We start from the raw sequence: 19,023 nt of genomic DNA on the forward strand, positions 1-19,023 counted from the left end.
CCCCGCGTCGGTTCCCCGCTACTCGGGGGATCCGGGCGGGGGGAGCCCGGGAATCCCAGCGGGCCGCGGTTCGACGGGGGGAATGGCGAACCGCGGTGGCGCCTGCCCGGGTCGTTGGAGTGCGTGGGAACCGACCCGGTCCGGCCCTGCCAACTTGGCAGATCGCCGTGGATCACCACAAGAGCCGGCGCTACTCCATTCGAGTGTTATCGATCGGGTTGCGTAACGCCTTCGTGATCAACGCCTTTCCTTGACCCCCGGTGTGCCGTGGCTCACGATGGCGGGATCGTCGTCACCCAGGAGTAAGTGAGGCTGCCGCATGGTCTTCCGCAGTCCGTTCCCCGACGTCGAGGTGCCGGACGTCCCGCTGCACGAGCTGCTGTTCGCCGACCTCGGCGCCCGGGCGGACCGCGTGGCGCTGGTCGACGGCGCGTCCGGGGCCTCCCTCACCTACGCCCAGCTCGCCGGCGCCGTCGACCGCCTCGCCGCGGCCCTCGCCGAGCGCGGCATCGGCAAGGGCGACGTGGTCGGCGTCCTCAGCCCCAACACCCCGCACTACGCGGTCGTCTTCCACGGCATCCTCCGCGCCGGCGCGACCGCGACCACGATCAACGCCCTCTACACGGCCGACGAGGTGGCCGAGCAGCTGGCGGACGCGGGCGCGCGGATGCTGTTCACCGTCTCCGCCCTGCTGCCCACCGCCGCGGCGGGCGCGGCCGGGGCCGGTGTCGACGACGTGGTGGTGCTCGACGCGGCCGAGGGCCACCCCGGTCTGGCCGACCTGCTCGGCTCGACCGGCCCGGTGCCCGAGGTGACCATCGACCCGGCCGAGGACGTGGCCGTGCTGCCGTACTCGTCGGGCACGACCGGGCGCGCCAAGGGCGTCATGCTGACCCACCGCAACCTGGTCGCCAACATCGTGCAGTGCGGCCCGCTGCTCAAGGTCGGCGCGACCACCCGCATCCTGGCCGTGCTGCCGTTCTTCCACATCTACGGGATGCAGGTGCTGATGAACAACGGCCTGTACGTGGGCGCGACCGTGGTGACCATGCCCAGGTTCGACCTGCCCGAGTTCCTGCGCGTCATCCAGGACCACCGCACCAACCGCGTCTACATCGCGCCGCCGCTGGCCGTGGCGCTGGCCAAGCACCCGCTGGTCGACCAGTACGACCTGTCCGGGCTGGACACGATCTTCTCCGGCGCCGCGCCGCTGGACGTCGACCTGGCGGCGGCCGTGGCCCGGCGCCTGGGCTGCCGCGTCGCGCAGGGCTACGGCATGACCGAGATGAGCCCGGTCAGCCACTCGATCCCGGACGGCCGCGACGACATCTCCGTGGGCACCGTCGGCGTCATCGCGCCGAACATGGAGTGCCGCTTCGTCGACCCGGCGACCGGCGAGGACGTGGGTGTCGGCGAACGCGGCGAGCTGTGGTGCCGCGGCCCGAACGTGATGAAGGGCTACCTGAACAACCCGGAGGCCACCGCCGCGACGCTGGACGCCGAGGGGTGGCTGCGCACCGGTGACGTGGCGGTGATCGACGAGCACGGCGCGGTCACCATCGTGGACCGGGTCAAGGAGCTGATCAAGTACAAGGGCTACCAGGTGCCGCCGGCCGAGCTGGAGGCCCTCCTGCTGACCCACCCGGACATCGCCGACGCGGCCGTGGTGGGCGTGCGCGACGAGGAGGGCGAGGAGGTGCCCAAGGCGTTCGTCGTGCCGCAGGCGGGCGCTTCCCTGGACGCGGACGGCGTGCTCTCGTTCGTGGCGGGACACGTTGCGCCGCACAAGAAGGTGCGCGTCGTGGAGTTCATCGAGGCGATCCCGAAGTCGGCGTCGGGCAAGATCCTGCGCAAGGACCTGCGGGCGCGCGAGGGGCGTTGACGGGGTGGGTGGTCGAGGCGGGTCATCGGCTCGATTCGACCTGTGGGAACCAGTGCAGGGGAAGCGGCCTGAGCCGGTGACAGGCCGGCTTCGCGGACACGCCGCCAAGCCGCCGTGTGAACCGACGAGTCGATCGGCACGGCCGCTTGGGGTTGCGCTCCTCCCAGGAGGCTCCCGAGTCCGTGTGACGGGCCACGGCACGAGTAGCGGACTTCTCCAAGAGCGGTTGCCCCACCCGGTTTCGGGCAGCCGGCAATCGCCTTCACGGAAGCGTCTACGCCTTCAACCCACAGACTTGCCCTCGGGCTGCCGGGTTGTTGTGTTGCCACCCTTGATACGAGTGAGGACCGTCAGGAATCGATGGCCGGAGGTTGCTCGCTCTCCAGTTGCTTACGCAGCACCTCTGAACGTTGATGGATTGTGGATGCGTTGGGATCACCAAGTTCGTCCAACAGCACCGCGAGGTTGTTGAGGGACGTGGCGAGGTTGGGCAGGTAGGCGTCAGGGTTGGTCTCGGCCAGCTGCTCACGGATCCCGATCGCCCGCTGTGCCGGTTCGAGTGCCTGTTCGCGTCGTCCCACCTCCGCCAAGCTGATGGCGAGGTTGTTGAGGGACGTGGCGAGGTTGGGCAGGTAGGCGTCGGGTTTGGTCTCGGCCAGTTCGGAGTAGATCCCGACTGCCCGCTGTGCCGGTTCGAGTGCCTGTTCGCGTCGTCCCACCTCCGCCAAGCTGTTGGCGAGGTTGTTGAGGGACATGGCGAGGTCGGGCAGGTGGGCGTCAGGGTTGGCCTTGGCCAGCTGCTCACGGATGTCGACCGCCCGCTGTGCCGGTTCGAGTGCTTGCTCGTGTCGTCCCACCTCCGCCAAGTTGACGGCGAGGTTGTTGAGGGACATGGCGAAGTCGGGCAGGTAGGCGTCAGGGTTGGTCTCGGCCAGTTCGGAGTAGATCCCGACCGCCCGCTGTGCTGGTTCGAGTGCTTGCTCGCGCCGTCCCACCTCCGCCAACCTGTTGGCGAGGTTGTTGAGGGACATGGCGAGGTTGGGCAGGTGGGTGTCAGGGTTGGTCTCGGCCAGTTCGGAGAAGATTCCGACCGCCCGCTGTGCCGGTTCGAGTGCTTGCTCGCGCCGTCCCACCTCCGCCAACCTGTTGGCGAGGTTGTTGAGAAACCCAGCGAGGTTGGGCAGGTGGGCGTCTGGATTGGCCTCGGCCAGTTCGGAGTAGATCCCGACTGCTCGCTGTGCCGGTTCGAGTGCCTGCTCGCGACGCCCCACCTCCGCCAACCTGACGGCCAATTGTCCTAGTTCTGAGGCGTGGTGAGCGAGCGCGGCATGGTCGGCATCGGCGGGTGGCGTGGTGTCGTTGGCCAGGCGGTGGGAGATCAAGACCGCGTCGGTGGCGCGACGGGTGGAGAATCCGGCCGCCAGCACGGCGCGGTCGATCGCGTCCACTTCGGTGGTTGTCAGTGCGGAATCATCGTCGAGCAGGGCCTCGGTCAGCGCTTCGGTGAACTGACCGGGCAGGCGCATGATGACCGGCAGGGCGAACCCTTTCGAGTACCGGCGCACGAGCAGGTCGATCGCGAGGGTCACACGGCGAAGCCCCACCGGGTACCTCTTGCCGGCACCAGGGGTGCTCAGACACCGCGCCAGAACCAGGGTGACGCGGGTGGCGTGCTCGACATCGTGGGTGCCGCACAGAGCCAGTACGAGGTCGCCCCAGTCCGCATCCGAAGCCGCGTCGCCGGCCACGACGAGGAGGTGCGTGTCGGGAAGCCGGTCGGGCCGCGGCGGAGCCCACGCCTCCAACGCCCGATCGGGACCACCGTCATGGCCATCGGGGTAGAGCCCGCTCAGCGCGTGCGCCGCACGGTTGAGCGCCTCCGGGTCCGCGTGCTTCGCCCAGTCCAGGATGCTCAACGCCCGCCGCGCGTCCTCGATCCGCGGTGCCGGGACCAGGTAGGGCGCGAGCAGCAGTTGCGCCAATTCGCGCGCCTCAACCCGTACCTGCCGGTCGGCGAGCGCTCCGCGTACGTGCCGCATCTCGTGCGCCAACAACCCCCTGATCGGATCCCCGTGATCAGCCGGGACATCCCGTCCCCGATGCGCCGGGTCGGTGTCGAGCACCCAGAGCAACGCGTCCGCGAACAGGTCCAGGGTCGTGGTGAACCGCCGGTCCACCGGCGAAGACGGCCGCACCGCCAAGCCCGCGCGATCCGCGAATCGTTGGACGGCATCCGCCCACACCTCCGCCACCTGCTCCCCGGTCAGCGCGTCGGCGATCGATCGCAGCCGCACCACCTCCGGGTCGACCAGCCGCGACCACGCCGGGTCGGAGACCAGGCCCGACCACCAATCGCCCTCACCCCGGCTGAGCAGCAACACCCGCACCGACGGCACGTCCCGCACCAGACCGAGCAGGCGCCGCACGACCAACGGCTCGTTCTCCGCGTAGTCCACCACCAACAGCGCCTGACCACGCCGCACCGGCCCGCTGCCCAGCGCCGCCGCCAACTCCGCCCACCGACGCCGGACCGCCTCCGACTCGACCTCGCCCGAGGACACCGCCGCCAGATCAACGAACCCGGCCAACCACCCCGCCCGCCGCAGCCCCGCGACCAACTGCCCGGCGGTCGTGGTCTTGCCCTGCCCGCCGCGGCCGCACACCAACCGCACCCGCAACGGTCCGCCATCACACCACGCCCGCAGTGACTCGTCCTCCGGGCGAGGGCGGACGCGGATCACCCCGGCATCGGTCCGCAGCCACGACAACGGGCGATCCCCGGCCACCACCGGCTCCGGCACACCGAACAACAACCGCTCCGCACGGCTCCGCCACCACGGCCGGCTCACCCGCACCACGGGGGCCGACGAGCCGTCCAGCGACACCACCACTCGGTTCTTGTCGCCCGTGATGACGAGACCGTCCGACACACCGCCCAGAACAGAGCGGTCCACCCGCGTGGTGTCGGTCAACGCTGAACCTGGTTCCCGTCCCCGGTGACCACCGTGCCCCCCGACACGTCACCGATCACCGACCGCTCCACGTGCGTGCCACCGCCAGGCGCGTCGGCGCCCTGGGACCGGGACGACCACAACGACACACCGGCCGCTGCCAGCGTCAACACCACCACGCCGACCCACGCCCACGGATTGGTCTTCCACTCAGTGGCCAGGTTGATCACCACTGCCAACCCCGACGACACCGCCGCAACCACCAACGTCGGCACCACCACCCGCACACCCCGCGAACGTCCAGCCACCAAACCCCTCCTCCGACCCACTCCCGCGCACCCGCGTTATAGCCCGAAGAGCCCAGAACACACCCGTAACGCAGCGGATAACCACCCATACGGCAGGCAGACCCGTACAGCGCGGAAGTACGGCAACCGGTCCGACGAGGAACGACTTCCGGCGACCAACACCGACCGTCCGGCCTCGACAAAGACCGACTGTGACCTTGCCGCCGCTACCGCGGGCCGGTGGTGTCGTCGGTCGGCTCGGGTCGCGTGTGCAGTCGGGAGCGGGCGGTGGTCAGGCGGTGGTGGGTCGTGGGGGCGTCGGGGTGGGACAGGGCCTGCAGCAGGGTGGCCAGGTTGTGCAGCGCGCCGACGAGGTCGGGCAGGTGCTTGGCGGGGTTGGCCGCGGTCAGCTCCTCGAGCAGGTCCACCGCGCGCCGGGCCGCCGGCAGGGCCTCGTCCCGCCGCCCCACCACCGACAGGAAGCCCGCCAGGTTGGTCAGCGAGCCGGCGAGGTCGGGCAGGTGCCCGTCCGGGTCGGCCGCGGCGAGCCGCTCCCGGATCCCGACCGCGTGCCGGGCCGGTTCGAGGCCCTCCTCGGGCCGGCCGACCTGCACGAGGAAGGCGCCGAGGTTGTGCAGCGACCTGGCGAGGTCGGCCAGGTGCTCCTCAGGGCGGGCCGCGGCCAGCTCCCGGAAGGTCTCCACCGCGCGGCGGACCGGTGCGAGGGCCTCGTCCTGCCGGCCGACCTGCGCCAGGAAGACGGCCAGGTTGTTCAGCGACGTGGCCAGCCCCGGCAGGTGCGCACCGGGGTCGGCCGCGGCGAGCTGCTCCCGGATCCCGACCGCGTGCCGGGCCGCGGTGAGCGCCACGTCCGGCCGGCCCCCCTCCGACAGCCGGCCGGCCAGGCCGCTCAGCGCCGCGGCGAGGTCGGGCAGGTGCTCCTCGCGGCCGGCCACCACCAGGCCGCGGTAGACCTCGACCGCGCGCCGGGCCGCCGCGTAAGCCTCCTGCCGCTGCCCCGCCCCCGACAGGTCGGTGGCGAGCCGGTGCAGCTCGCCCGCGTGGCGGCCGAGCGCGGCGTGGTCGGCTCCCGGGACCGGGGCGGTGTCCCGCGCCAGCCGCCGGGAGAGGAGCACCGCGTCGGCCGCGCGGCGGGTGGAGGGGCCGAACGCCCGCACCGCGCGGTCGATCGCGGCCACCTCGGCGGTGGTGAGGCCGGCCAGGGCCGCGGCCAGGGCGGGGGTGAACCGGCCCGGCAGCAGCACCACGACCGGCAGCGCGTAGCCCTTCGGGTGCTCCCGCACGAGGCGGTCCACGGCCAGGGCGACCCGCCGCAGGCCGTCCGGGTGGTGCTCGGGCGCGCCGGGGGTGGTGAGGCACCTGGCCAGCACCCGCACGACCCGCGCGGCGCGCCCGACGTCGTCGCCGCCGCACAGCCCCAGCACCAGCCCGGCCCAGTCCTCGTCCGACGGGGCCTGCGCCGCCACCACCAGCACGTGGGTGTCCGGGAGCCGGTCGGGTCGGGGCGGCGCCCACACGCCCACCGCCCGGCCCGGGTCGCCGTCGTGGACGTCGGGGTACAGCCGGCCCAGCGCCCTGGCCGCGCGCCGCAGCACCGCCGGGTCCGGGTCGGCCACCACGCCCAGGGCGCCCAGCGCCCCCGCCGCCTCCTCGACCCGCGCCGCCGGCGCCAGGAAGGGCGCGAGCAGCGCCAGCGCCTGGTCGCCCGGCCGCACCGGCACCCGCTGCTCGTCGAGCACGGCGCGCACGTGCCGCAGCTCGTGCGCCAGCAGGCCCCGGACCGGGTCCCCGCCGGCGTCCGCGGCGTCGGCGCCGAGCACCCGCAGCAGCGCGTCGGCGTACAGGTCCAGGGTGGTGGCGAACGCCCGGTCCGGCGCCGTCGGCGCGACCTCGACGCCCAGGCGGGCCGCGAACCGCCGGACCGCGTCGACCCACACCTCGCCGACCTCGGCCGGCGTCAGGTCGTCGGTGATCGACCGCAGCGGCACCACACCGGGGTCGACCAGGCGCGACCACGCCGGGTCGGCGACCAGCGCGGGCCACCAGTCGCCCTCGGTCCGGCTCAGCAGCAGCAACCGCACCGACGGCGCGTCCCGCACCAGGCCCAGCAGCCGCCGCAGCGCCAGCGGCTCGTCCTCCGCGTAGTCCACCACCAGCAGCACCCGGCCGCGCCGCACCGGTCGGCTGCCCATCGCCGCCGCCAGCTCCGCCCACCGCCGCCGCACCGGCTCGGACCCGACCTCGTCCGAGGTCACCCCGGACAGGTCGGCGAACCCGGCCAGCCAGCCCTCGGCCCGCAGGTCGGCCACCAGCCGCCGGGCGGTCGTGGTCTTGCCCTGGCCGCCGCGACCGCACACCAGCCGCACCCGGGACGCCCCGTCGTCGCACCACGCCCGCAGGGCCGCGTCCTCGGCCCGCGGCCGCACCCGGATCACCCCGGCGTCCGGCCGCAACCACAGCAGCGGCCGGTCCCCGGCCCCGACCGCGCCCACCGCGCCGAACAGCAGCCGCTCGGCCCGGCTCCGCCGCCGCGGCCGGCGCACCCGCACCGGGGGCAGGTCCGAGCCGGTGAGCGACACGACCACCCGGTTGCGGTCCCCGGTGATCACCAGGCTGTGCGCGACGTCGCCCAGCACCGCCCGGTCCGCCCGCGCCGCCGGGCCGGTCACCGCCGGACCCGGTTCCCGTCACCGGTGACCACGGTGCTGTCCGAGACCGCGCCGGTCACCGACCGCCCCGCCGACGCGCCGGCCGGGACCGCGCCGCCCCGGGAGCGGGACGACCACCACGACGCCCCCGCCGCCGGCACGACGACCCGCGCACCCACCGACCGACCGGCCAAGACCCCTCCCCGCGCCGCCGCAGCACCGCGCCGGCCCGGCCGCGGTGTCGCGAGCGGCGCCGCGGCCGGGCGCCGAGGCGCCCGTCCGCTCCACCCTGCCACCGCGCGCGTCGCCGGAACAGGAGCCGGTGGAGCGACGAGGACGCCGGAGCGCACCGGCAACCCCACTCGATCAGGGGCGACGGCTTCACACGGAAGTGTTGACCTTCGCGCTTGGGATCGCCGACCCCTCCACGAGCCGACAGCATGACCGGTTGTTCCTGCACATCCACGTTCGGAGATCACATGCGCACGTTCGGCAAGCTCGTCCTGCTCACCACCACGGCCCTCGTCCTCGCGGCGCCGGCCGCGAGCGCCGCGCCCAGCATGGGCAACCTGGACAACGGGGCGAGCCTCAGCAGTGCGGTGAAGCCGTTGATGTCGGTCCTCGGGCCGCTGACCAAGCCGCTGGGCGGCCTCGGTGGCGGTCTCGGCCTCTGACGAGCCGTCGTGGCGGGAGGCCCCCGGCCCGGCGCCGGGGGCCTCCCGCCCGTCAGGGGGAGGTCGTGGGCGACCGCGCCCCGACCGGCGCCGGGTCGCGCGGCGGCGATCACAGCGCGCGGGTGCCGGGCAGTGCCATCTGGCAGGCTTGCGGCCATGGCTGTCGGAACCCTCGTGCTGCTCCGCCACGGCGAGAGCGTCTGGAACGCGGAGAACCTGTTCACCGGCTGGGTGGACGTCCCCCTGTCGGAGAAGGGGGTGGAGGAGGCGCGGCGCGGCGGCGTGCTGCTGCGCGAGGCGAACATCCTCCCCGAGGTGGTGCACACGTCGCTGCTGCGCCGGGCCATCACCACGGCGAACCTGGCCCTGGACGCGGCCGACCGCCACTGGATCCCCGTCCGCCGCGACTGGCGGCTCAACGAGCGGCACTACGGCGCGCTGCAGGGCAAGAACAAGAAGCAGACCCTGGAGGAGTTCGGCGAGGAGCAGTTCATGCTCTGGCGCCGCTCCTACGACACCCCGCCGCCGCCGATCGAGCCGGGCTCCGAGTTCAGCCAGGACGCCGACCCGCGCTACGCGGACCTCGGCCCGGACCTGCCGCTCACCGAGTGCCTGCTGGACGTGGTCAAGCGGATGATCCCGTACTGGGAATCGGCGGTCGTGCCGGACCTGCGCGCCGGTCGGACGGTGCTGCTCGCGGCGCACGGCAATTCGCTGCGCGCGCTCGTGAAGCACCTCGACGGGATCTCGGACGAGGACATCGCGGGGCTGAACATCCCCACCGGGATCCCGCTGCGCTACGACTTGGACGAGGCGCTGAAGCCGGTCACCCCCGGCGGCACCTACCTCGACCCGGACGCGGCGGCGAACGCCATCAAGGCCGTCGCCAACCAGGGCCGCTAGCCTTTGGTCGGAATCAGCCGGAATCATCGGATGCGGCCTGCTGCCTCGATGGCGGCAGGCCGCATTCCGTTCAGCAGCCACAGAACCGCTCCACGCGACGGCACTTCAGCTCTCGCCTCACGCCGCGCTCCGCGCGGCAGCGTCTCAGCTCTCGCCTCAGGCCGCGCCCCGCGCGGCGGCGCTGTTCAGCGCAGCCGTGTGCCTCGTGTTCTCCCCGTACGGCCTGGGCGCAGCCCAATCATGTTTTCCGGGGGGCGTCAAGCACGCTCTTCGCTTGACGCCCCCCGGAAAACATGATTGCCTCCGGCAGGCCGTACGGGGAGAACACGACGCACTTCCCTCCTCCTTGGGGGCCTCTTGGCCGCTCTTCATACTTGGGTCGCGCACCGATCCGGGTGAGATTTGGTGCTGTACCGCCCGAGGCTGAAAAGATTAAAAGAGTCCTCGCCGGACAGGCAGGCCGCCAAGGAGAAGGAAAAGAAACAGCGGTCGTGTTCTCCCCGTATGACCTGTCAAAGACGACCATGCTTTTCCTGGGGGTGCAAGCGAAAAGCGTGCTTGCACCCCCAGGAAAAGCATGGTAGCCCTCCGGGCAGGCCATACGGGGAGAACACGAAGAGACCGGTCTGCACGGGGCGTGCCGAAAAGCCAAAAGCGAAAGCCGAAGTGTTGCAAGTTGTGGGGCAGGGGGCAGGGGGCAGGGGGCAGGGGGCAGGGGGCAGGGGGCAAGGGCAGGGGCGCGGGGCAGGGGCGCGGAGTCGGTGCGGGCCGTGCCGCTCGCCCTGGTGTCGTGCACCGCGACCGCCGCCCCCGACCCACGGGCATGGCAGCATCCTGCCAACGCGGGGCACCGGGCTCCGCGGCCGATGAAAGTCGACGCCATGCTGAACTTGAACCTCAACCGCATCGGGTACGGCGCGATGCAGCTCGCCGGGCCCGGTGTCTACGGTCCGCCGGTCGACCCCGAGAACGCGAAGGCCGTCCTGCGCCGCGCCGTCGAACTGGGCGTCGACCACATCGACACCAGCGACTTCTACGGTCCCCGGGTCGTCAACGAGCTGATCCGCGAAGCCCTGCACCCGTACGAGGGCCTCACGATCGTCACCAAGGTCGGCTACCGCCGCACGCCCGACAAGAGCTGGGTGCCCGCCCACCAGCCGCACGAGCTGCGCGAAGCCGTCCACGACAACCTGCGCGCGCTGGGCGTCGACCGGCTGGACGTGGTGAACCTGCGTGCCGGCGGCCGGGAGGAGGGGTCGGTCGGGGAGCGGTTCGGGGTGCTCGCCGAGCTCCGGCAGGAGGGGCTGATCGAGCACCTGGGGCTGAGCAACGCGGGGCCGGAGCAGCTCGACGAGGCGCGGGCGATCGCGCCGGTGGCGTGCGTGCAGAACAGCTTCAACGTGGTCGACCGGGCGGACTCCGACACGCTGGACCGGACCACCGCGCTGGGCATCGCCTACGTCCCGTTCTTCCCCCTGGGCGGGTTCACCCCGTTCCACCACCGGGTCCTCGACGAGGTCGCCGCCGAGCACGGCGCGACCGCCCGGCAGGTCGCCCTGGCGTGGCTGCTGCACCGCGCGCCGAACGTCCTGCCGATCCCCGGCACGTCGTCGGTCCGTCACCTGGAGGAGAACCTGGCATCCGCCGAATTGCGGCTGTCCGAACAGGACCTGACGCGATTGGACACGATTGGGTGAACTGAAGTCGTCCGCCGGGAGAACATCGGTGCCGGACGGTGTCGCCGGCGTCACGAACCACGCGTGCGCACTAGGCCGCGCCCTCCCTGGCCTGCTTACGATGCCTCCGTGACCGCAACGGGTTACCTCGTCCTGTCGATCGGCGCTCTGCTGATCGGCGGCGCGGCCTTCCTGCTCGGGAGGGCGACCGCGCGCCCCCGATCCGATCGCCCCGCCGGCCTCACCGTCGCCGACCTCATGGCCATGGTGGTCCAGTCCTCCCACGACGGCATCGTCGTCCTCAACGGCTTCGGGGACGTCGTCCTGCACAACGCGCGCGCCGAGGAGCTCGGGGTGGTGCGCAACAACCGGGTGGACGACCGCGCCCGGCGCGCCGCCGAGCTGGCCCGCCAGACCGGCGAGGTGGTCAACGTGGACCTGTCCTCGCTGGAGGTGAAGGGCCGCCAGCCGGAGGCGGTGCACGCCGGGGTGAAGGTGCTCACCGACGGCTTCGTGGTGGTGGACGCCTCGGACGAGTCCGAGGCGGTCCGCCTGGAAGCGACCCGGCGCGACTTCGTGGCCAACGTCAGCCACGAGCTGAAGACCCCGGTGGGCGCGCTCGCGCTGCTCGCGGAGGCCGTCCTGGACGCCGCCGACGACCGCGAGGAGGTGCGCCGGTTCAGCGCCAAGATCATGCAGGAGGCGACCCGCCTGGGCACCCTGGTGACCGAGCTGATCGCGCTGTCCCGGCTCCAGGGCGCGGAGAAGCTGCCCGAGCTGAACCGGGTCGAGGTCGACGTCGTGATCGACGAGGCGATGAGCCGCTCCCGGCTCGCCGCCGAGTCCGCGGGCATCGAGGTCACCACCGACGAGCCCACCGGCCTGGAGGTCGAGGGCGACCGGACGCTGCTGGTCACCGCGCTGAGCAACCTGCTGGACAACGCCGTGGCGTACTCGCCGCCGGGCAGCCCCGTCTCGGTCAGCCGCCGGCTGGTCGCGGGCTTCGTCGAGATCGCGGTCACCGACCGGGGCATCGGCATCGCCGAGGACCAGCAGACCCGCGTGTTCGAGCGGTTCTACCGCGTCGACCGGGCCCGCTCGCGCGCCACCGGCGGCACCGGCCTGGGCCTCGCGATCGTCAAGCACGTCGCCGCCAACCACGGCGGCGAGGTGAAGCTGTGGAGCCTGCCCGGCACGGGCTCCACGTTCACGCTGCGGATCCCGGCGCACCCCGACCGGGACGAGCGCACCGCCGACCTGCCCAAGCCGGAACTGGCCGTCCCCGTGCAGACCGGCGCGGGTGAACCCGGAGGAGAGCTGTGACCAGGGTGCTCATCGTGGAGGACGAGGAGTCCTTCGCCGATCCGCTCGCCTTCCTGCTGCGCAAGGAGGGCTTCACCGCGGCGCTCGCGGCCACCGGCCAGGAGGCGCTGGAGGAGTTCGACCGCAACGGCGCCGACATCGTGCTGCTCGACCTGATGCTGCCCGGCATGAGCGGCACCGACGTGTGCAAGCAGCTGCGCGCCCGCTCGGCCGTCCCCGTGATCATGGTCACTGCCCGGGACAGCGAGATCGACAAGGTCGTCGGCCTGGAGCTGGGCGCGGACGACTACGTCACCAAGCCGTACTCCGCGCGGGAGCTGATCGCCCGCATCCGCGCCGTGCTGCGCCGCGGCGGCGAGTCCGAGGAGCTGTTGCCGCAGGTCCTGGAGGCGGGGCCGGTGCGGATGGACGTCGAGCGGCACGTCGTCACGGTCGACGGCGGCGAGGTCAACCTGCCGCTGAAGGAGTTCGACCTGCTCGAGTACCTGCTGCGCAACGTCGGCCGGGTGCTGACCCGCGGCCAGCTCATCGACCGGGTGTGGGGCGCGGACTACGTCGGCGACACCAAGACGCTGGACGTGCACGTCAAGCGCCTGCGCTCGAAGATCGAGCCCGACCCGTCGGCGCCGCGCCACCTGGTCACGGTGCGCGGTCTGGGCTACAAGTTCGAGTCCTGACCCGCCCGACCGGGTACGGTGCACGCCGTGCGCCTAGGGGTGCTTGATGTCGGGTCCAACACCGTCCACCTCTTGGTGGTGGACGCCCATCGGGGTGCCCACCCGACGCCGATGAGTTCGGAGAAGTCCGTGCTGCGGCTCGCCGAGCAGCTCGACGGCGCCGGGCTGCTCACCAGGGCGGGCGCGGACCAGCTGGTCCGCACCGTCGCGGCGACCAAGGCTTCGGCCGCCCGGCTGGGCTGCGAGGACCTGATGGCCTTCGCGACCTCGGCGGTGCGCGAGGCGGGCAACTCGGCCGAGGTGCTGGAGCGGGTGCGGTCCGAGACCGGGGTCGACCTGGAGGTGCTCTCCGGCGAGGACGAGGCCCGCTACACGTTCCTCGCGGTGCGCCGCTGGTACGGGTGGTCGGCGGGCCGGCTGCTGTGCCTGGACATCGGCGGCGGCTCGCTGGAGCTGGCGGTCGGCGTGGACGAGGAGCCCGAGCAGGCGTGCTCGCTGCCGCTGGGCGCGGGCCGGCTGACCCGGACCCGGTTCCGGCACGACCCGCCGAGCCGGTCGGAGGTCGCCGAGACCGCCGAGTGGCTGGACGAGCAGCTCGCGCCGGTGGCGAAGAAGCTGCGCCGGGTCGGCCCGCCCGACCGGGTGGTCGCCACCTCGAAGACCTTCCGGACGCTGGCCCGGCTGACCGGCGCGGCGCCGTCGTCGGCGGGGCCGCGGGCGCGCCGCGTCCTCACCCAGGCCGGCCTGCGCCAGCTCACCGGGTTCATCTCCCGGATGTCCGCCCACGACCTCGCCGAGCTGGAGGGGGTCGGCGCGAGCCGGGCCCACCAGCTCGTCGCGGGCGCGCTGGTGGCGGAGGCCACCATGCGAGCCCTGTCACTCGGCGAGCTGGAGATTTGCCCCTGGGCGCTGCGGGAAGGTGTCATCCTGCGTCGGCTGGACCACACTGATGGGCCGGACGACGGCGCGGAGCCGGGCGCCGCCCCGGCCCGCGGCCGTCGACCGGGCGACACTGGACGGACTGGCCGCCACGGGGCACGGTGGAGTTGATGAGTCGAGAGAGCGAGTCGGAGCAGACCCAGCGCACCGTCGCGGAGTTGCTCGCCCAGTACGGCGCGGGCTCCGGCGAGGTGGCGCCGCGTCGGCGACGCCGACGTGCCGAGGAGGACGCCTCGGACACCGCTCCGCAGGCGATCATCGACCGGGTCAACTCCGACAGCGGCCGGCTGCTGCCGATCCGCGACGACGACCCGCCCGCGGCCCCGCCGCTGCCGCCGGAGCTGGAGCGCACCGCCTACCAGGAGCCGGTCCGCCCCGAGCCGCCGGCGGTCCGGCCCGAGCCGGCCGGTCGGCCCGACGTCCCGCCCGGCCGCGCCGAGCCCCGCTCCGAACCGCCGCCGGTCCGCGGCGAACCCCGCCCCGACGTGCCGCCGGTCCGCGCGGAACCGCCCGCCGCCGCCCGCCTCGACCCGCCCCCCGGCCGCGGCGAGCCGCCGGTGTCGCGGCCGGCCCCGGCGGCCCGGCCGGGCCCGGCCGACCGCCGCCGCGCGCCCGCGCCGAGCCCTGCCGAGGAGACCCGGCAGGTCGCGCCGATCACCGACGGCTTCCCGGCCGACCACGTCGCCGAGGAGGACTACCAGGGCGAGCAGTACGCGGGCGACGACTACGACTACGCGGGCGAGCCGCGGCCGGCCCAGCCCAAGCCCCCGACCCCCGACGCGGACCGCACGAGCCTGGTCCGGCCCGTCACGCCGCCGCCCGCCGCACCGCCGCCCGCGGTGAAGCCGCCGGTCGCGAAGCCGCCCGCCGCGAAACCGCCGGTCGTGAAGCCGCCGGCCCGCGAGCCGGTGACCGAGCAGCTGCCGCGCATCCCGGACCTGCTCACCCCGAACGTGCCGCTGGAGTCGCTGCCGACCGAGTCGGTGCTGATCGTGCCGCCCGCGCCGCCCGACCTGCCGGAGCCGCTGCCCGACCAGTCGGCCGAGGACTGGTTCGGCGAGGACGACGACGAGGGCGCGCCGCGCGCCGCCGAGCCGGAGAGCACCCAGTTCCACCCCTACGTCGACCTGGACGATGACGACGACGAGGAGGAGGACGGCGACCGCCGCCGGGACCTCGCCGAGGAGGAGCCCGCCGGGCTCGCCGACGTCGACCCGGACGAGCCCGAGGACCGCTCGCCGGGCCGGGAGTGGCTGCTCATGATCGGGCAGCTCGCCATCGGCGTCCTCGGCGGCGCGGCCCTGTGGCTGGGCTTCAGCTTCCTGTGGCGCACGCTCGCGCCCGCCGCGCTGGTCGTGGCGCTGGTGGTGACCGTCGGCCTGGTCATGCTGGTCCGCCGGATCCGCCGCGCCGACGACCTCCAGACCACCATCCTGGCAGTGCTGGTGGGCCTGATCGTGACGGTGTCACCGGCGGCGATGCTGCTGGTGAAGTCTTGATCCCGGTCGGCCTGTCCACCGCCGCCGTCTGGCCGCAGCCCGCGGGGGACGCGTTCACCGCCGCCGCCGAACTGGGCTACGACGGCGTCGAGGTCATGGTCTGGGCCGACCCGACCAGCCAGGACGTCGGCGCGCTGCGGCGGCTGGCCGAGCGCAGCGGCGCGCCCGTGCTGGCCGTGCACGCGCCGTGCCTGCTGATCAGCCAGCGCGTCTGGTCGCCGGACCCGGTGGAGCGCCTGCGGCGCAGCGTGCGGGCGGCGCAGGACCTCGGGGCGCGGACGGTGGTCGTGCACCCGCCGTTCGCCTGGCAGCGCCGGTACGCCGACGGCTTCGCCGACCTGGTCGCGGAGCTGGAGGACGCCACCGGGGTCGCCGTCGCGGTGGAGAACATGTTCCCGGTGCGCCGCAAGCTCGGCCGCGGTCGCTCGGTCCAGGTGACGGCGTTCCGCCCGTCCACCGACCCCACCGACGTCGGCCACCGCAACTACACGCTCGACCTGTCGCACACCTCCGCCGCGCACGTGGACGCGCTGGCGCTGGCCGACCGGATGGGCAGCAGGCTCGCGCACGTCCACCTGGCCGACGGCACCGGCCTGCCGAAGGACGAGCACCTGGTCCCCGGGCGGGGCAACCAGCCCTGCGCCGAGCTGTGCAGCAGGCTGCGCCGTTCGGGCTTCCCCGGGCAGGTCGTGCTGGAGGTCAACACCCGCAAGGCGCGGACAGCGGCCGAGCGCCGCGACCTGCTGGCCGAGTCCCTCGCGTTCGCCCGCCGGCACCTCTGACCCGCTGCTTTCCCCTCCGGGAGGGACTAGGGTCTTGATCGTGAACCCGGTGCGCTCGTTGATCCTCGCCGCCGCGGGCAGCGACGCGGTGCGGCGGGTCGTGTCCACCGCGCCGGTCACCCGCCGGGTGGCGCGCCGCTTCGTCGCCGGCGAGACGCTCGCGGAAGCCCTCGACAGGACCGGGGACCTGGTCGAGCACGGCCTGCGGGTCACCCTCGGCCACCTGGGCGGGGCCGCCGCCGACCGGCGGACCGCCGAGCGGACCGTGCAGACCCACCTGGCGCTGCTGGACCAGCTGCACGACTCCGGCCTGGCCGGCGACGCCGAGGTGAGCCTCCGGCTCTCCGCCGTCGGCCAGGCCCTCGACGAGCGCCTGGCGCTGGACAGCGCGACCCGCATCTGCGCCGCCGCCGAGCAGGGCGGCACGACGGTCACGCTGGACATGGAGGACCACACCACCACCGACTCCACGCTGCGCGTGCTGGCCGAGCTGCACCGCGCGTGGCCGTCGACGGGCGTGGCGCTCCAGGCGCGCCTGCGCCGGACGCCGGCCGACTGCCGCGCCCTGGCCGGTCACCGCGTGCGGCTGTGCAAGGGCGCGTACGCCGAGCCCGCGTCCGTGGCGTTCACCGACCCGCACGAGGTCGACCTGAACTACGTGCGCTGCGCCAACGCCCTGCTGGCCGGCCCCGGCTACCCGATGTTCGCCACGCACGACCCGAGGCTCATCGGCATCGTCGCCGAGCGGGCCCGCTGGCACGACCGGGCGCCGGAGGGCTTCGAGTTCCAGCTGCTGCTCGGCGCCCGCCCCGCCGAGCAGACCCGCCTCGCGGCGGAGGGGCACGTCGTCCGGGTGTACGCGCCCCACGGCGAGCAGTGGTACGGGTACCTGACGCGCCGGCTGGCCGAACGCCCGGCCGACGCGGCGCTCTTCCTGCGTTCGCTGGTCAGCCGTTCCTGAGGAGCCCCGTGTCGTTCTCGCTAGCCAGTGCCGTGCGCCCGCTCGGCGACGGCACGTACACCGCGTCCCTGCCCGCCGAGTGGACCATCGGCCCCAAGCCCCACGGCGGCTTCCTGCTGGCCCTGGCGGCGCGGGCGGCGGTCGGCACGGCGGCGGCGGCCCTGCCCGCCGTGGAGGGCCTGGCCCCGCTGGCGGTGAGCGCGCAGTTCCTGCGCGCGCCCGAGGTCGGGCCCGTGCTGCTGCGCACGGAGATCCGCAAGGTGGGCCGGACGGCGACGGTCGTGTCGTCCGTGCTGGAGCAGCGGGGCCGCGGCTGCGTCGAGTCGGTCGTCACGGTGGGCCGGCTGCCGCCCCAGGCGCCGGACTACGCGGACCTGCCCGACGTGCCGGCCGCGCCGCCGCCGGACGCCGTGGACCTGGCCACGCTGGGCGCGGGCGGGATCTACAAGCTGGGCCGGGTGTGCGACGTGCGGCTGGACCGGGCGGGCGCGGGGTTCCTGACCGGGCGCACCGGCGACCCGCTGGCGCTGACCCTGTGGGTGCGGCCGGCGGGCGAGCGCCCGGACCCGTACTTCGCGCTGGTGGCCGGCGACGTCTCCATGCCGGTGACGTTCAACCTCGGCCGGTTCGGCTGGTCGCCGACGGTCCAGCTGACGGCCCTGCTGCGGGCCGAGCCGGCGCCGGGGTGGCTGCGGGTGCGGGTGTCGTGCAGCGCGGTGCACGGCCAGTGGTTCGACGAGGACGCCGTGGTGCTCGACGCGGCGGGCCGGCTGGTCTGCCAGGCCCGGCAGCTCGCCCTGACCCCGGCCGGCTGAACCCGCCCCGGTCCCCGGCCCGCCCGGTCCCCGCCCCGGCCCGTCCGGTCGGCCGGGACCGGGTGGGGTATCGCGTGGCTGCCGAACGGCCGAGGGTGGCAGGCTTGGCCGCATGACGACGATCGCGGTGTTGGGCGCCGGCAAGATCGGGGAGGCGCTGCTGTCCGGCCTCCTCCGGGGCGGCCGGTCGGCGGGGGAGCTGCTGTTCACCGAGCGGCACCCGGGCCGGGTGGCCGAGTTGACCGAGCGGTACGGGGTCGAGGGGGTGGACGTCGGGGACGCCGCCCGCCGCGCCGACGTGCTCGTCGTGGCGGTCAAGCCCCAGGACATCGAGCCGCTGCTGGACGAGCTGGCCCCCGCGGTCAAGCCGGGCGCGCTGGTCGTGTCGCTGTGCGCGGGCCTGCCGACGAGCCTCTACGAGCGCCGCCTGCCCGAGGGCACCCCGGTCGTCCGGGTCATGCCCAACACCCCGATGGTGGTCGGCGAGGCGATGAGCGCGATCTCCGCCGGCCGGCACGCGGGTCCCGGGCACCTGAGCCTGGTCGAGGAGCTGCTGCGGACGGTGGGCAAGGTGGCCCGCGTCCCGGAGGGCCAGCAGGACGCCGTCACGGCCCTGTCCGGCTCCGGCCCCGCCTACTTCTTCTACCTGGTCGAGGCCATGATCGACGCGGGCATCCTGCTGGGCATCCCGCGCGACCTGTCGGCCCGGCTGATCGTCCAGTCCGCCATCGGGGCCGCCCGGATGCTCGACCGGGACGAGCACCCGGTCATCCTCCGCGAGGCGGTCACCTCGCCCGCCGGCACGACCATCATGGCCATCCGCGAGCTGGAGCGGCACGGCGTCCGGGCGGCGCTGCTGGCGGCCATCGAGGCCGCTCGGGACCGGTCGGCCGAGCTGGGGCGGGCCCACGAGGAGGGCTGATCCCGCCATTGGCCGTCGCACCAGCACCACCTGTCCCGTTACCCTCGGAGGAGCACGTGCGTG

Annotated in this window: 16 protein-coding genes; 12 read left to right on the plus strand and 4 right to left on the minus strand. The window is 73.9% G+C overall.

The window, feature by feature from the left end; translation table 11 throughout:
• Positions 1-319: 319 nt before the first annotated feature.
• Positions 320-1,882 carry a 4-coumarate--CoA ligase family protein gene (locus JOE68_RS16930; protein ID WP_204843306.1) on the plus strand — a complete coding sequence of 521 codons (1,563 nt, stop codon included), beginning with the start codon at positions 320-322 and terminating at the stop codon, positions 1,880-1,882.
• Between the two features lie 350 nt (positions 1,883-2,232).
• Here JOE68_RS16930 and JOE68_RS16935 read toward each other — a convergent pair whose 3' ends face one another.
• The 4 genes from JOE68_RS16935 to JOE68_RS16950 form a co-directional block, all read right to left on the minus strand.
• Positions 2,233-4,854 (minus strand): tetratricopeptide repeat protein, encoded by a 2,622-nt coding sequence (locus tag JOE68_RS16935; protein WP_204843307.1) that lies wholly within the window; start codon positions 4,852-4,854, stop codon positions 2,233-2,235.
• Positions 4,851-5,114, minus strand: coding sequence for a hypothetical protein (locus JOE68_RS16940; RefSeq protein ID WP_204843308.1), 264 nt, complete (start codon positions 5,112-5,114; stop codon positions 4,851-4,853). The genes JOE68_RS16935 and JOE68_RS16940 overlap by 4 nt, the downstream gene beginning before the upstream one ends.
• A 233-nt stretch (positions 5,115-5,347) precedes the next feature.
• On the minus strand, positions 5,348-7,810 hold the full coding sequence (locus JOE68_RS16945) for a tetratricopeptide repeat protein (protein WP_204843309.1): 2,463 nt from the start codon (positions 7,808-7,810) through the stop codon (positions 5,348-5,350).
• Positions 7,807-7,983, minus strand: coding sequence for a hypothetical protein (locus JOE68_RS16950; RefSeq protein WP_204843310.1), 177 nt, complete (start codon positions 7,981-7,983; stop codon positions 7,807-7,809). Before JOE68_RS16950 ends, JOE68_RS16945 begins: the two co-directional genes overlap by 4 nt.
• A gap of 285 nt (positions 7,984-8,268) precedes the next feature.
• Here JOE68_RS16950 and JOE68_RS16955 point away from each other — a divergent pair, with 285 nt between their 5' ends.
• From JOE68_RS16955 to proC, 11 genes are all read left to right on the plus strand, one after another.
• Positions 8,269-8,463, plus strand: a complete 195-nt coding sequence (locus JOE68_RS16955; protein WP_204843311.1) for a hypothetical protein — start codon at positions 8,269-8,271, stop codon at positions 8,461-8,463.
• A gap of 156 nt (positions 8,464-8,619) precedes the next feature.
• Positions 8,620-9,366 carry a phosphoglyceromutase gene (locus tag JOE68_RS16960; RefSeq protein WP_204843312.1) on the plus strand — a complete coding sequence of 249 codons (747 nt, stop codon included), beginning with the start codon at positions 8,620-8,622 and terminating at the stop codon, positions 9,364-9,366.
• A gap of 881 nt (positions 9,367-10,247) precedes the next feature.
• Entirely contained in the window at positions 10,248-11,063 is an 816-nt protein-coding gene (locus JOE68_RS16965; protein WP_204843313.1) for an oxidoreductase, read from the plus strand.
• Positions 11,064-11,171: 108 nt separating this feature from the next.
• Positions 11,172-12,365: a sensor histidine kinase gene (locus JOE68_RS16970; protein WP_204843314.1), complete on the plus strand. Its 1,194-nt coding sequence runs from the start codon at positions 11,172-11,174 to the stop codon at positions 12,363-12,365.
• Positions 12,362-13,042: a response regulator gene (locus tag JOE68_RS16975; RefSeq protein WP_184689154.1), complete on the plus strand. Its 681-nt coding sequence runs from the start codon at positions 12,362-12,364 to the stop codon at positions 13,040-13,042. Before JOE68_RS16970 ends, JOE68_RS16975 begins: the two co-directional genes overlap by 4 nt.
• Before the next feature lie 27 nt (positions 13,043-13,069).
• Positions 13,070-14,092, plus strand: coding sequence for a Ppx/GppA phosphatase family protein (locus tag JOE68_RS16980; RefSeq protein WP_204843315.1), 1,023 nt, complete (start codon positions 13,070-13,072; stop codon positions 14,090-14,092).
• Entirely contained in the window at positions 14,092-15,480 is a 1,389-nt protein-coding gene (locus JOE68_RS16985; protein WP_204843316.1) for an Rv0497 family membrane protein, read from the plus strand. The genes JOE68_RS16980 and JOE68_RS16985 overlap by 1 nt, the downstream gene beginning before the upstream one ends.
• Positions 15,477-16,262 carry a sugar phosphate isomerase/epimerase family protein gene (locus JOE68_RS16990; RefSeq protein ID WP_204843317.1) on the plus strand — a complete coding sequence of 262 codons (786 nt, stop codon included), beginning with the start codon at positions 15,477-15,479 and terminating at the stop codon, positions 16,260-16,262. Before JOE68_RS16985 ends, JOE68_RS16990 begins: the two co-directional genes overlap by 4 nt.
• Before the next feature lie 40 nt (positions 16,263-16,302).
• Positions 16,303-17,223, plus strand: a complete 921-nt coding sequence (locus JOE68_RS16995) for a proline dehydrogenase family protein (protein ID WP_204843318.1) — start codon at positions 16,303-16,305, stop codon at positions 17,221-17,223.
• Between the two features lie 8 nt (positions 17,224-17,231).
• Entirely contained in the window at positions 17,232-18,038 is an 807-nt protein-coding gene (locus JOE68_RS17000) for a thioesterase family protein (RefSeq protein WP_204843319.1), read from the plus strand.
• A 112-nt stretch (positions 18,039-18,150) separates the two neighbouring features.
• The gene (gene proC, locus JOE68_RS17005; RefSeq protein ID WP_204843320.1) at positions 18,151-18,960 is read left to right on the plus strand and encodes a pyrroline-5-carboxylate reductase; all 810 of its coding nucleotides are present in this window, start codon (positions 18,151-18,153) and stop codon (positions 18,958-18,960) included.
• The last annotated feature ends 63 nt before the right edge of the window (positions 18,961-19,023 follow it).

This window comes from Saccharothrix algeriensis, from assembly GCF_016907655.1.
Classification (GTDB): Bacteria; Actinomycetota; Actinomycetes; order Mycobacteriales; family Pseudonocardiaceae; genus Actinosynnema; species Actinosynnema algeriense.